Origin of the sequence: Comamonas sp. (genome assembly GCF_009360615.1) — a bacterium.
Lineage (GTDB): Bacteria > Pseudomonadota > Gammaproteobacteria > Burkholderiales > Burkholderiaceae_C > Comamonas.
Genome location: NZ_SPEY01000079.1, coordinates 17,651 through 30,527, shown reverse-complemented (window position 1 = coordinate 30,527; position 12,877 = coordinate 17,651). Strand labels below are relative to the sequence as shown.

Sequence of the window (12,877 nt, the reverse complement as noted above, 5' to 3'; positions counted from 1 at the left end):
AGGGGCTGCCGCAGTCCTGGGTAACGCTGGAGCAGGCGGCGCTGCATTACGCAGCACAAGAGGTGCGCTGGGAAGCCGGTGTCGAAATCGCCTGCTTCCGTGGTGGCCACAATGCGGTGACAGGCAAGCAGTCAGTCATTCACATCAACTCCATCATCGGCACCAAGGGCATGCCTAACATCAACCCGCACGAGCTGTTGCCGGGTCTGACCAATGGCAAGCTCTTCGCGCGTGATCGCTGCGTCTGCGCCTATTGCGGCCGGCGCTTCCACGAGAGCGATCTCACGCGCGAGCACATTGTTCCCGTGAGCACCGGCGGGCAGCACAGCTGGATGAACCTGGTCACCGCCTGCCGCGCATGCAACCACCGCAAGGGGGCCAGAACGCCCGAGCAGGCCCGCATGCCCCTGCTCTACACGCCCTACACGCCCACGCTGTGGGAGGATTTCATCCTGAGGAACCGACGCATTCTGGCCGACCAGATGGAGTTTCTCGTGGCCCATGTGCCGCGTGGGTCGCGCTGGCGCAGCTGAAAAGGCATGAAAAAAGCCCCGGGCCGGAAGGCGCGGGGTCGTGGCGAGAGGATGCAGGCAGGCGGTCAGGAGGTGGTGGCGACGGCTTTTTGCCAGGCCTCGTAGAGGTCTTCTCCCGTATCGCGCACGCGCTGACCGATCAGGGCCATCTCGCGCTGTTCATCAGGCTTGGCCAGCTCCTCGTAGCCGCGTGCGGCCGACAGGTCGTAGGGTTCGCCGTCTTCGTTGGAATAGGCGAAGTACACCTGCTTCACGCCGGCCAGCAGCATGGCCGTGTAGCACATGGAGCAGGGGAAGCCGCTGGCGTACATGACGGCCCCCGACAGGTCGGTGCTGCCCTGGGCCTTGGCGCCTATGCGCAGGGCCTGCATCTCGGCGTGGGCCGAGGGATCGCAGAGTTCATCGACCTGGTTGACGGCACGGGCCAGCACCTGGCCGTCCCTGACCAGCACGGCGCCGAAGGGCCAGGTGGGCTGCTGGCGGCCCTTGACATTGCCCATGGCCAGGCGGATGGATTCCAGCAGGTATCTGCCGCTGTCGTTGTCGTTGTCGTTGTTCATCGAGTCTTCTCCCGGGTAAAAAAGTCAGCTGCCGCGGTAGGTGTTGAAAAACCACGGCGAGCAAAGCATGGGCACGTGGTAGTGCTGGGCTGCGTCGAAGATGGAAAAGCGCACCAGCACTTCTTCCGACAGTGCCGCAGGCTCCTTGAAATGCTCTGCCGTGTAGAAGCGCAGCTCGAAGTCCCCGGTGCGTGCCGCGGCGGCCGGCAGCATGGGAGCGTCGGTGCGGCCGTCGGCATTGGTGCGGGTGCTGTTCAGACACAGCGCGGGGGTCTGCGACACGTCGTAGAGTTCCACCCGCATGCCGGTGATAGGGCGACCGGTGGTGAGGTCGAGTACATGGGTGCTGATGCCTGCCATGAGGGTCTTTCGATGGGTTGCGTTAGCGCGCGATCGCCGCTCAGCTGCCGCGCGAATAGGTGTAGCTCCAGGGGCCGAACTGAATGGGCAGGTGGATGTGCTCTGCCGTGTTCACGACCTGGAAACGCACAGGCACCTTGGACAGAAAGGCCGGACGTGGCAGACGGCTTCCCTTGGCCGCAAAGTACTCGTCCACGTGCAGCAGCATTTCGTAGCGGCCGCTGCGGTAGCTGTCGTCGATCAGCAGAGGCTCGTCGGCGCGGCCGTTGGCATTCACGACAAAGCTGCGTATCGGTACATAAGCTCCGCTGTCGAAGCGCGAGAAGTCGATGCGCAGGCCCGTGGCCGCAGAACCATGAAAGGTGTCCACGGCATGCATGGTCAGACGCGGGCTGGCGCCATGCAGCACGATGGGGCCGGAGGCACGGGCGGGCGCAGCCGGAGGCATGTCGGCGGCCATCGCGCCGCCTGTGCCCGTCAGGGCCGAAGCGCCGAGCACCAGGCCCGAGCGTGCGAACTGCCGGCGCGATAGGGCCAGTGTGGAGGTGGAATGCATGCTGGATGACTCCTTCAGGCGTTCTTGCGGCGCTGGATGCGGGCGACGAAGGCGATGGCGATAACGGCTGCCAGGGCTTCCACGATGGCCACCAGGTACAGGCCCGGAGCGACCTTGCCGGTGGAGGCCTTGATCACGCCCATCAGATAGGGAGCACCGAAGCCGGCCAGATTGGCCACCGAGTTGATCAGCGCCACGCCCACGGCGGCAGCGCCACCGCTGAGCAGCATATTGGGCATCTGCCAGAAGACGGGAATCGCGCTCATGGTGCCCACCAGTGCCAGGACCATGGCTGTCAGCGCCGCGATCACGGGGATGCTGTCCATGCCCATGGTGACGGCCAGGGCCAGCATGCCCACGGCCCCCAGCAGGGCCGAGCCCGCGAAGTGCCAGCGCACCTCGCCCCGGTGGTCGGAATGGCGTCCGTTGAGAATCATGCCGGCCGCCCCGAGCAGATAGGCGGCACCGGCGATCCAGCCCACCTGCATGGGGGAGGTGAAGCCCGCTTCGCGAATCACGGTGGGAATCCAGAAGGTCAGCGTGGAGTTGGCGCACAGCAGGCAGAAGAACACGGCGATCAGCAGCCACACCATGGGGTTGCCGAACAGTGTGCGCCAGTCGCTGTGGCGTTCGCCCTGGGCCTTCTGGTCGATCTCGAGCTGCTGGCGCACGACGGCGCGATCCGCGTCGGTGAGCCAACGGGCTTGTTCGGGACGGTCGGTCATGTAGAAGTAGGCAAAGATGCCGGCCAGCACCGAGGGGATGCCTTCGATGATGAACAGCCACTGCCAGCCGTGCATGCCGTGTGCGCCTGCGGCCCAGGTCATGATGCCGCCGGCCAGCGGGCCGCCGATGACGCCGGCGATGGCCGAGGCCGACATGAAGGTGCCGAAGGCCTTGGCGCGGCGCTTGGACGGATACCAGTAGGTCAGGTAGAGGATGATGCCGGGGTAGAAGCCCGCCTCGAACACGCCCATCAGAAAGCGCAGGATGTAGAACTGGGTCGGTGTCGTCACCCAGGCCTGCAGGATGCAGATCAGGCCCCAGCCTATGGTGATGCGCATCACCGTCTTTTTGGCGCCTATCTTCTGCAGCAGCATGTTGGACGGCACTTCGAACAGGAAGTAGCCGATGAAGAAGATGCCGGCGCCCAGGCCGTAGACGGCCTCGCTGAACTTCAGGTCGTCGAGCATCTGCAGCTTGGCGAAGCCGATGTTGACGCGGTCCAGCCATGCCAGCACCCACAGCACGCCCAGAAAGGGCAGCAGGCGCCAGGAAATCTTGGAGTAGGTGGCGTCGACCTGATCGACGGAAGCAGCGGTGCCGCTGATCGGCACAGGATGAGCACTCATGGCAGGTCCTTGTCTCGGAAGTTTGTTGTTGGGTTTGCGGACACTTGCATGGTCGCCACTTGTGGCGATATGCGAAACTAAGCGCCTGCTATGAGCCGCATAGCAAAATGCATATCTCTAGGGAAAACACGTGTCTCGTAGCGAAGAACCGTTCGATACCTATTTGCTGCGCGTGCTGTGCACCTTGATCAGCGAGAAAAGCGTGTCGCGCGCGGCAATACGCCTCAATCAGTCTCAGCCGGCCATCAGCGCGGCGCTGCGGCGCTTGCGGGCGATCTTTAACGACCCTTTGCTGGTGCGGGACAAGAACCGCATGGTGCCGACGGCGCGTGCGCTCCAGGCCGTGGAGCAGGCTCGTGCGGCCTTGGGGTTGATCGACGGCCTGCTCAGCGTGGGCAAGGAATTTGTGGCCGAGACCACGCAGCTGCGCTTCACGATTGCCATGCCGGACTATCTGGCGCCGCCCTTCATGGCGCGCGTGGTGCAGCTCATGCGCGCACAGGCACCAGGTGCGAGGCTGGTCCTGCTGCCGCTGGGCCAGAGCTTCGACTACGAGCAGGCCCTGCAAAGCGGCGAGGTGGACATCGTCATCGGGAACTGGCCGAGTCCGCCCGAGCATTTGCACATGTCCACGCTGCTCGAGGATGAGGTGGTGTGCCTGATGGATGAAAAACATCCGCTGGCCGTGCCGGGCCGGCTGACGGCCGAGCACTATCTGCAGTCCCCGCATGTGGTGTTCACGCCTTACTCGCCCGACCAGCGCGGCGTGGTGGAGAGCAGTCTGGGCACCCTGCGGCTGAGCCGTGACGGCCGCGTGCAGTGCTCGCATTTCTCGATGGCGCCGGACCTGCTGGTGGGCACCGATCTGCTGCTGACCACCAGCCGCCATTTCGCGGTTTATCACGCCAGGCGCCTGCCCCTGGCCCTGGTGCCTCTGCCCATGGGCAACCGGGTGATGCGCTTCTACCAGCTCTGGCATTCTTCCCGGCACCGGGATGCCTCCCATATCTGGTTGCGCGCTCTGCTGAGCCAGGCCTCGCAGGTGCTGACGGCGTTGACGTAGCCACCTGCTATACGGGCTATAACAAGCCAGTACTGTGAGGCCGCCAGCGCCCTTCCTACACTGGCCTCATGACCAGCAACACCACTTCCTCCATCGCTACGCTTGACGAGCTCAACACCATGACGCCTGCAGCCTTTGCAGCTGCGCTCGGCGAGGTCTTCGAATACGCCCCCTGGGTGGCCGAGGCGGCTGCGCACCAGCGTCCGTTCGCCAGCCTGGATGCACTGCATCGGGCCATGCTGGCGGCGGTGCATCGCAGTCCGCGCGAGCAGACGCTGCGCTTTCTCTGCGGCCATCCCGAGCTGTCGGTCGGTGCCGTGCGCTCGGGAACGCTGACCAGTGATTCCCAGCAGGAACAGCAAAGCGCGGGGCTGGGAGATCTGGCGCAGGAGCAGGGCGAGCACCTGGCCGAGCTGAACCAGGCCTACCGCATGCGCCATGGCTTTCCCTTCATCGCCTGCGTGCGCCATTACACGTGTGCCGGCCTGTTTGCCGAACTGGCCTCCCGCACCGAGCGGGGCACCGAGCAGGAGTTTGCCGAAGCCCTGCGCCAGATCGGCTTCATCAGCCGTCTGCGCCTGTCGCAACGCGTGATTGCCGAAAGCCTGCAGACGGCCTGAGCGCTCCGTATCGAAGCCCCGCGATGCGGGGCTTTCTTTTTTCCGGGCGGTTTCCGCCGAACGGGCTCTGGATATCGGGGGCTCGACCCCCGTACCGCAGGTGCTGCATGGGATGCGCCGGCGCTGGTGGGGCTGCCTACTGCCGCAGTGGGCGTTTGCGGCGGCGGCTGAAATCCCCGGATGCTTGTGATTGAATTCGGGTTTAGACCTCATTTCTCGCTTTCATGATCGTCAGAGATCGCCCGTCGGGCTTCAAGCTGCTGTGGATTGTCCGGGGCTCGGTGCTGCAACGCATCAAGGGTGTGCTTGCCGTGAATATCGTGCTGGCCATCATCGTCACCGTGGCGCATGGCACGCTGTTCCACACCAAGATCCCCATCACGCCGATTCCGTTCACCCTGATCGGTCTGCCGCTGGCGATTTTTCTGGGCTTTCGCAACAACACCGCATATGCCCGCTACTGGGAAGGGCGAAGGCTCTGGGGCGAGATCGTGATCTATGCCCGCACGCTGGCGCGCCAATGCCTGAGTCTGATCGAACTCGATCACCCCGTAGACCCGCGCCAGCGCGCCAATGATGTGCGGGTGCGCATGGTGCACCGCGCCGTGGCCTTTGCACATGTGCTGCGGGCCCAGCTGCGCCTGCTCAAGGACGATGTGGCTGCCCAGCAGTGGCTGACCCATGACGAGTGGCAGCGTCTGCAGTGGCTGCCACTGAATCAGCGCACCGATGCGCTGATGCTGGCCATGGGCCAGGACCTGGGCCAGTGTGTGCGCGACCGGCGAATAGACCCCTGCCTGGCTGTGGAGCTTGACCGAACCCTCAATGGCTTCACGACGGCGGCAGCCTCCTGCGAACGCATCCGCAATACGCCGATCCCGTTTTCCTACACCTTGCTGCTGCACCGCACCGCCCATCTGTACTGCTTTCTGCTGCCGTTCGGTCTGGTGGACATCACAGGCTTCATGACGCCGTTTGTCGTGGCCATCGTGGCCTATACCTTCTATGGTCTCGATGTGCTGGGCGACGAACTGGAGGAGCCGTTCGGCACGGAGAGCAACGATCTGGCGCTGGACAGCATCTGCCGCAGCATCGAGATCAGTCTCAGCCTGTCGCTGGGTGACCCCCAGGTTCCGGCTCCGCTCAAGCCGGTGGACTATCTGCTGACCTGAGACTCTCGATCATGCACAAAGCCCTGAATCCGTCGTTCGGGGCTTTGTCTTGATGAGGGCCGAAGTCATATGTGACCTAGACGGAGGCACGATCCTCGTCCACGGCTTTTTGCCAGGCCTCGTAGAGGTCTTCGCCCGTATCGCGCACGCGCTGACCGATCAGGGCCATCTCGCGCTGTTCATCAGGCTTGGCCAGCTCCTCGTAGCCGCGTGCGGCCGACAGGTCGTAGGGTTCGCCGTCTTCGTTGGAATAGGCGAAGTACACCTGCTTCACGCCGGCCAGCAGCATGGCCGTGTAGCACATGGAGCAGGGGAAGCCGCTGGCGTACATGACGGCCCCCGACAGGTCGGTGCTGCCCTGGGCCTTGGCGCCTATGCGCAGGGCCTGCATCTCGGCGTGGGCCGAGGGATCGCAGAGTTCATCGACCTGGTTGACGGCACGGGCCAGCACCTGGCCGTCCCTGACCAGCACGGCGCCGAAGGGCCAGGTGGGCTGCTGGCGGCCCTTGACATTGCCCATGGCCAGGCGGATGGATTCCAGCAGATACTTTTCGCTGTCTTGCTTGCTCAAGCAAGCCTCCTATGATTGTCGTGAATGGCGCAAAGATCATAGGAGGGGCGGCAGCGCCCATAGCGTACGTGAGAGGCAAAACAGCACGCCGCAGCGTGCTGTTGACTTTTGGGTTGGGTTTGAATGCAGTTGCCGTGATTTTGATGGAGGTTGATGCAGGATTTCAGGCAAAGACGCCGGCGCTGTCCTGCATATGGGCGGATACCGTGCCCAGATGGTGCAGGGTGTCGCCACCCGTCATCTCCATCTGTGTGAGGCGCTTGAAGTAGTGGCTGCCCGCATATTCATCCGTCACGCCGATGCCGCCATGCAGCTGCACGGCCTGCTGGCCCACATAACGCATGGACTGGCCCAGCTGTACCTTGGCGCGGGCGATGGCGACGTGGCGTTCCTCGGCAGGCGCCGACAGCTTGAGCGTGGCGTAATAGCTCATGGAGCGCGCCAGCTCCAGCTGCATCTTCATATCGGCCACGCGATGACGCAGGGCCTGGAAGCTGGAGATCGCCACGCCGAACTGCTTTCGCTGGTTCATGTACTCGGTGGTGAGCTTGAGCGTCTGCTCCATCACGCCCACGCCTTCGGCGCAGAGAGCGGCATTGGCCACATCTTGCGCCAGGGTGAGGGCCGCCACGCCATTGGTGGTGATCAGGGTGGCCGATGCAGCCCGGCAGACCAGATCGGCTGCGCGCCCCTCGTCCTGGGTGGCATAGGGTCTGCTGCTGACGCCCTCGCGGCCGTTCTCGACGAGGAAGAGCGCAATCTTGCCGTCGAGCTGGGCCGGCACGATGAAGGCATCGGCCTGGTCGCCGGCAGGAACAATGTTTTTCGTCGCATCTACCGTATAGCCATCGGCAGATTTGGAGGCTTGAGCAGCGCAGGCATCAAGCCGGTAGCGCGCCTTGCGCTCCTGCGATGCAAGCACCACCAGCTTTTCACCGCTGGCTATACGGGGCAGCCAGGCTTGCTTGACGGCTTCGTCGCCGAACTGGCCGAGCAGGGCGGAGGCCACGAAAGCCTGGGCCAGCGGCTCCATCACCAGGCCGCGCCCCAGCTCCTCCAGGACCATCATCACCTCGACTGCGCCCTGGCCCAGGCCGCCATATTGCTCGGGCACCGTGAGTGCCGTCAGGCCCAGTTCGGCCAGCTCGTTCCAGACCTCGCGCGAGAAGCCGCCCTGCCTGGCAATGCTCTGGCGGCGTTCGAAGCCATAGCCCTTGTCCACCCAGCGGGCCACGGCATCACGCAGTTGTTGCTGGTCATCGGAAAAATCGAAATCCATAAAAAGTCTCCTGCCACTGGGTAGAAATTGGCGCTTTGCGCCAAAAGTTCATCCAGCGAAGCTCAATCTAGAACCCCCTCCCGGAGGGGGCACGGGGGAGCAGTACGAATTCGCGCAGGCGAAATATCGTCGCTGCCGCCAGTTCCGAATCAGCCCAGCACGGTCTGAGCCACAATGTTCCGCTGCACCTCGTTGGAGCCGCCGTAGATGGTGGTCTTGCGCATATTGAAGTAGGTCGCGGCCAGCGGCGCATTGCCCAGCACGTCGCCGGGAAAGTCGCCCTGGTAGCCGGCCTCCATGGCCTCCTGGATGTAGGGCAGTGCATAAGGGCCGGCGGCCAGCATCATCAGCTCGGAGTAGCGCTGCTGAATCTCGCTGCCTTTGATCTTGAGCAGGCCGGCAATGTCCAGCGGGTTCTTGCCCGACTTCATGGCCGACAGCACGCGCAGCACCAGCATTTCCAGGGCAATCACGTCGATCTCCAACAGGGCGATCTGATCACGGAAGCGCTGGTCTTCCCAGACGCCTTCGGTCTTGGCGATGCGCTTGAGCCGCTCCAGCTCGCGCTTGGCGCGGTTCACATCGGCGATGTTCGTGCGCTCGTGGCTGAGCAGGTGCTTGGCATAGGTCCAGCCCTTGTTTTCCTCGCCGATCAACTGGTCGGCTGGCACTTCCACATTGTCGAAAAAAACCTCGTTGACTTCGTGCGAGCCGTCCAGCAGCTTGATGGGGCGCACGGTCACACCCGGCGATTTCATGTCGACCAGCAAGAAGCTGATGCCGGTCTGGGGCTTGCCCTCATTGCTGGTTCGTACCAGGCAGAAGATCCACTCGCCGTACTGGCCCAGCGTGGTCCAGGTCTTCTGGCCGTTGACGATGTATTTGTCGCCCACGCGCTCGGCGCGGGTCTTGACGCTGGCCAGATCCGAGCCCGAGCCCGGTTCGGAATAGCCCTGGCTCCACCAGACTTCGCCACTGGCGATGCCGGGCAGAAAGCGCTGTTGCTGCTGCGGAGTGCCGTAGGCCATGATCACCGGCGCCACCATCACGGGTCCAAAGGGCACGATGCGCGGCGTGCCGGCGAGTGCGCACTCTTCCTCGAACAGATGCTTTTGTACGGCACTCCAGCCAGGGCCGCCGAATTCCTTGGGCCAGCCGTAGCCGAGCCAGCCCTTCCTGCCCAGAATCTTGGCCCAGCGCTGCATGTCCTCGCGCGTCAGGTGCAGATCGTTGCGCACCTTGTGCGCAATATCCTCGGGCAGATTTGCCCGCACCCAGCTGCGGATCTCTTCGCGAAAAGCCTGTTCTTCAGGGGTGAATGCCAAGTCCATGCGTTGTCTCCTGCAAATGCTGGAGATTTGTAGCACGCACGTTCTTTTTCTGGCTGTCCGGGTTGCGACAAATGGTGGGAAACCCCAGGGATGAGCACCTCCTGAGCGGCTGCGCCTGCCTTCTTTCCTTTGCTTGGCGTGCGCCAGTTTTTGGCACCGGCGGGCCGTTTGTAATGAAAAGGCCGCCAGAGCTTGCTGGATAAAGGCTGGCAGCTATCAATCTTTGTCTGGGTTTATTCAGCCGGGGCAGCAGGCGGCTCCACGCCCAGCGATTCGCACAGCATCTGCACGGTGGCGCGCAGCTGAGCGACTTCGGCTTCGAGTGCATCCACTCGCTGCTGCAGGGCCGATGCATTGCCGCCTGTGCTGGCGCTGCTGGTGCTTGCCAGGGCGTTGACATCCACAGGGCCGCAGAGCAGGTGGGCCCAGCGCTGTTCACGGGCACCGGGGGCGCGTGGCAGCTGCACGACCAGCGGACCGCCTTTTTCCTCGCTGCGCTCGCGCAGTTCGTCGAGGAAAGCTTCGACCGAGGAGATGTCGGCAAAGCGGTGCCAGCGCTCGGAGTTGATGCGCAGCTCGCCAGCGGTCTGGGGGCCGCGCAGCATCAGCAGGGACAGCAGTACGGCGGATTGGTCAGGCACGCCAATGCCCCGCGGGAAGTTGTGCTCCCAGCGCGTGGAGCGCACGCTGCTGATCTGCACTGACAGGGTCTTGAGGCGCAGGCTGTCCAGTGCTTCCTGGGCTTCACCCTCGCTGACCTCCATCACCGGGTCGCGGCTGGACTTCTGGTTGCAGCCCGTGACCAGGCTGTTGAGCGTGAGCGGATAGCTGTCGGGCACGGTGCGGGCCTTTTCCATTAGCGTGGCCAGAACGCGGGCTTCGATGGCGCTCAAAGGGGTGTTGCGTGGGTCAAACGGCATGGGATCTCCTCGAAAGTCTTAGGGCAGCGCACAGGAACGGGTGCATACCCCATAGGGTTTGTCCGTCAATGCGACAATCGCCGCCCATGAAAAACATCGTGATCCTCATCTCGGGCGGCGGCTCGAACATGGCTGCCATTGTGCGTGCATCCCAGCAGCAGAACTGGGCAAAGCAGTACAACGCCCGCGTGAGCGCCGTGGTGAGCAACAAGGCAGAGGCCAAAGGCCTGGTGTTCGCGCGCGACAACGGCATCCCCACCGAGGTGCTGGATCACAAGCAGTTCGACAGCCGCGAGGCCTTCGATGCAGAACTGGCGCAGGTCATCGACCGCCATGCGCCCGATCTGGTGGTGCTGGCCGGTTTCATGCGCATCCTCACGCCGGGCTTTGTGGCCCGCTACGAGGGACGGCTGGTCAACATCCACCCCTCGCTGCTGCCGGCCTTTACCGGCCTGCACACTCACCAGCGTGCGATCGATGCGGGCTGCAAGTTTGCGGGATGCACCGTGCACCGCGTGACGGCCGAACTCGACGTGGGGCCGATTCTGGCGCAGGCCGTGGTTCCTGTGATGCCGGGAGACACCGCCGAGCTGCTGGCCGCGCGCGTGCTGGAGCAGGAGCACATCATCTATCCGCAGGCCGTGCTCGATCTGGTCAGGGACTGATGCGGATTTGATGGCGTCTATGGCAGGGTGAGCAAGCGATCAGGTCTGTTTTCGGGCCGGTTCCTGCGGCTCGGCAGGCTGGCGGCGAAAGCGTGGCTGCTCCATGCCGTCAATCACCACCGTCTCGTTGAACATGGCCGCAGGGCGCACCCACAGGCCCCGCTCGCCGTAGAGCGCGCGATACAGCGTCATGGGCTCCAGTGTCTCGCTATGGCGCACCGTGCCCATGACCTCATAGCGCATGCCTTTGTAGTGTTGGTAAAGACCGGGCTCGGTGGTGATGAGTGCAGGCAGATCGTGGTCGGACATGATGCTGTGAAAAGATGAGCTTTCAACGCTTGCTGGAAAAGGGCTAGAGCCTGTTTCTACTATGAATCTGTCAGCGCAGTCCGCTGTCATAGATTTCGGGTGCCAGCCAGGGCCAGGGCGAGAGTGGGACAATTGTGCCCATGCATCCCAAAGCCCTTCTCGACGCTTGCTCGGAACTCGTCAAGCGCGCCCTGACATTTGAACACCCGGCCGATGCCGTGGTGTCCCGCTTTTTCCGCGATAACCGCTATCTGGGTCCGCGCGAGCGCGCCACCCTGGCCGAAACCGTCTACACCGTGCTGCGCAAAAAGCTGCTGTTCGAAGCGCTCGCGCATTCGGGCAGCGGCGCACGCGAGCGCCGGCTGGCCATTCTGGGCTTTGCCGCCGTGCTGCGCGAGCAGGCCAGGAAGGAAGGCAAGGTCAAGAACAAGGACGGCCAGGACAGCGAGACCTTTATCAAGGCCGCGCTGACGCCTCAGGAACTCAAATGGCTGGCTGCCTGCGACGGCGTCAAGCCCGAAGAGCTGATGGAGGCGCACCGCCACAATCTGCCTGAATGGCTGGTCGAGCCACTCAAGGCCCAGCTCGGCGACGAGTTCTGGACACTGGCGGCCAGCATGGAGCAGGCCGCACCGCTGGATCTGCGCGTCAACACCCTCAACGACAAGCGCTCCGATCTGCGCAAGGAACTGGAAAAAGCCGGAATCAAGGCCGAGCCCACACCGTTCTCGCCCCTCGGCCTGCGTGTCGACGGCAAGCCCGCGCTGGCCAGGATCGATGCCTTCAACCGCGGTGCCATCGAGGTGCAGGACGAAGGCTCGCAGCTGCTGGCTCTGATGCTGGACGCCAAGCGCGGCGAGATGGTGGTGGACTTCTGCGCCGGTGCCGGCGGAAAGACCCTGGCCATTGGCGCATCCATGCGCAATACCGGACGCCTGTACGCCTTCGATGTCTCGGGCCATCGGCTCGATGCGCTCAAGCCGCGCCTGGCGCGCTCGGGGCTGTCCAATGTCCACCCCGCCGCCATTGCCCACGAGCGCGACGAGCGCGTCAAGCGCCTGGCCGGCAAGATCGACCGCGTGCTGGTCGATGCTCCCTGCTCGGGCCTGGGTACGCTGCGCCGCAACCCCGACCTCAAGTGGCGCCAGAGCGTCAAGGCTGTGGAAGAGCTGACGCAGAAGCAGGCGTCCATCCTGGAAAGCAGCGCCCGCCTGGTCAAGGCCGGTGGCCGCCTGATCTATGCCACCTGCTCCATCCTGCCGCAGGAAAACGAAGCGATCGCCGAAGCCTTCAGTGCCGCTCATCCCGAGTTCGTGCCTCTGGACGCGGGCGAGGTGCTGGAGCAGCTCAAGATTGCCGACGGCGACAAGCTCTGCAGCGGCGGCGCCGAAGACAGGCGCTATCTGCGCCTGTGGCCGCACCGGCATGAGACTGACGGATTTTTCGCTGCCGTTTGGGTGAAAAAGGCGTAACTTCGGTACAAATCCGGTATCCGTCTCCGGAAAATCGGTGGCGGGCCGGTCAGCGTCTCACCTAAAATGGCACGACCGTGCTGATTGGGTGGGCGCGGTGTTTTGCCAAAGGCT

15 protein-coding genes are annotated in these 12,877 nt (G+C 63.8%); 6 read left to right on the top strand and 9 right to left on the bottom strand.

Features of this window, described 5'->3' with window-relative positions:
* A partial coding sequence (locus tag E2583_RS19285; protein WP_291597832.1) for an HNH endonuclease occupies positions 1–533 on the top strand: 533 nt, incomplete at its 5' end.
* 65 nt (positions 534–598) lie between these two features.
* Here E2583_RS19285 and E2583_RS19280 read toward each other — a convergent pair.
* The 4 genes from E2583_RS19280 to E2583_RS19265 are packed head-to-tail and all read right to left on the bottom strand — an operon-like array spanning position 599 to position 3,361.
* On the bottom strand, positions 599–1,093 hold the full coding sequence (locus tag E2583_RS19280; RefSeq protein ID WP_291597831.1) for a nucleoside deaminase: 495 nt from the start codon (positions 1,091–1,093) through the stop codon (positions 599–601).
* Positions 1,094–1,117: 24 nt separating this feature from the next.
* A complete protein-coding gene (uraH, locus tag E2583_RS19275) occupies positions 1,118–1,453 on the bottom strand; it encodes a hydroxyisourate hydrolase (protein WP_291597830.1) in 336 nt (111 codons plus the stop codon).
* A 40-nt stretch (positions 1,454–1,493) separates the two neighbouring features.
* On the bottom strand, positions 1,494–2,009 hold the full coding sequence (locus E2583_RS19270) for a hydroxyisourate hydrolase (protein ID WP_291597828.1): 516 nt from the start codon (positions 2,007–2,009) through the stop codon (positions 1,494–1,496).
* A gap of 14 nt (positions 2,010–2,023) precedes the next feature.
* A complete protein-coding gene (locus E2583_RS19265; protein WP_291597826.1) occupies positions 2,024–3,361 on the bottom strand; it encodes an MFS transporter in 1,338 nt (445 codons plus the stop codon).
* 130 nt (positions 3,362–3,491) lie between these two features.
* Between E2583_RS19265 and E2583_RS19260 the strand changes: the two genes are divergently transcribed.
* The 3 genes from E2583_RS19260 (at position 3,492) to E2583_RS19250 (ending at position 6,216) form a co-directional block, all read left to right on the top strand.
* Positions 3,492–4,424 carry a LysR family transcriptional regulator gene (locus E2583_RS19260; protein ID WP_291597824.1) on the top strand — a complete coding sequence of 311 codons (933 nt, stop codon included), beginning with the start codon at positions 3,492–3,494 and terminating at the stop codon, positions 4,422–4,424.
* Positions 4,425–4,492: 68 nt separating this feature from the next.
* A complete protein-coding gene (gene uraD, locus E2583_RS19255) occupies positions 4,493–5,044 on the top strand; it encodes a 2-oxo-4-hydroxy-4-carboxy-5-ureidoimidazoline decarboxylase (protein ID WP_291597823.1) in 552 nt (183 codons plus the stop codon).
* Positions 5,045–5,268: 224 nt separating this feature from the next.
* Positions 5,269–6,216, top strand: coding sequence for a bestrophin family protein (locus tag E2583_RS19250; protein WP_291597822.1), 948 nt, complete (start codon positions 5,269–5,271; stop codon positions 6,214–6,216).
* A 76-nt stretch (positions 6,217–6,292) separates the two neighbouring features.
* On the opposite strand, the gene E2583_RS19245 is transcribed toward E2583_RS19250, so the two are convergent.
* From E2583_RS19245 to E2583_RS19230, 4 genes are all read right to left on the bottom strand, one after another.
* Positions 6,293–6,787 carry a nucleoside deaminase gene (locus E2583_RS19245; protein ID WP_291597821.1) on the bottom strand — a complete coding sequence of 165 codons (495 nt, stop codon included), beginning with the start codon at positions 6,785–6,787 and terminating at the stop codon, positions 6,293–6,295.
* Between the two features lie 163 nt (positions 6,788–6,950).
* A complete protein-coding gene (locus E2583_RS19240; protein WP_291597819.1) occupies positions 6,951–8,066 on the bottom strand; it encodes an acyl-CoA dehydrogenase family protein in 1,116 nt (371 codons plus the stop codon).
* 149 nt (positions 8,067–8,215) lie between these two features.
* A complete protein-coding gene (locus E2583_RS19235; protein WP_291597817.1) occupies positions 8,216–9,397 on the bottom strand; it encodes an acyl-CoA dehydrogenase family protein in 1,182 nt (393 codons plus the stop codon).
* Between the two features lie 233 nt (positions 9,398–9,630).
* Positions 9,631–10,317: a YceH family protein gene (locus E2583_RS19230; RefSeq protein WP_043003407.1), complete on the bottom strand. Its 687-nt coding sequence runs from the start codon at positions 10,315–10,317 to the stop codon at positions 9,631–9,633.
* A gap of 86 nt (positions 10,318–10,403) precedes the next feature.
* On the opposite strand from E2583_RS19230, the gene purN reads away from it, so the two are divergent.
* Positions 10,404–10,982 (top strand): phosphoribosylglycinamide formyltransferase, encoded by a 579-nt coding sequence (purN, locus tag E2583_RS19225; RefSeq protein ID WP_291597815.1) that lies wholly within the window; start codon positions 10,404–10,406, stop codon positions 10,980–10,982.
* A gap of 39 nt (positions 10,983–11,021) precedes the next feature.
* Here the strand turns inward: purN and E2583_RS19220 are convergent, their stop codons facing one another.
* A complete protein-coding gene (locus E2583_RS19220; protein ID WP_291597813.1) occupies positions 11,022–11,291 on the bottom strand; it encodes a DUF1653 domain-containing protein in 270 nt (89 codons plus the stop codon).
* Positions 11,292–11,431: 140 nt separating this feature from the next.
* Between E2583_RS19220 and E2583_RS19215 the strand changes: the two genes are divergently transcribed.
* Positions 11,432–12,763: an RsmB/NOP family class I SAM-dependent RNA methyltransferase gene (locus E2583_RS19215; protein ID WP_291597812.1), complete on the top strand. Its 1,332-nt coding sequence runs from the start codon at positions 11,432–11,434 to the stop codon at positions 12,761–12,763.
* The last annotated feature ends 114 nt before the right edge of the window (positions 12,764–12,877 follow it).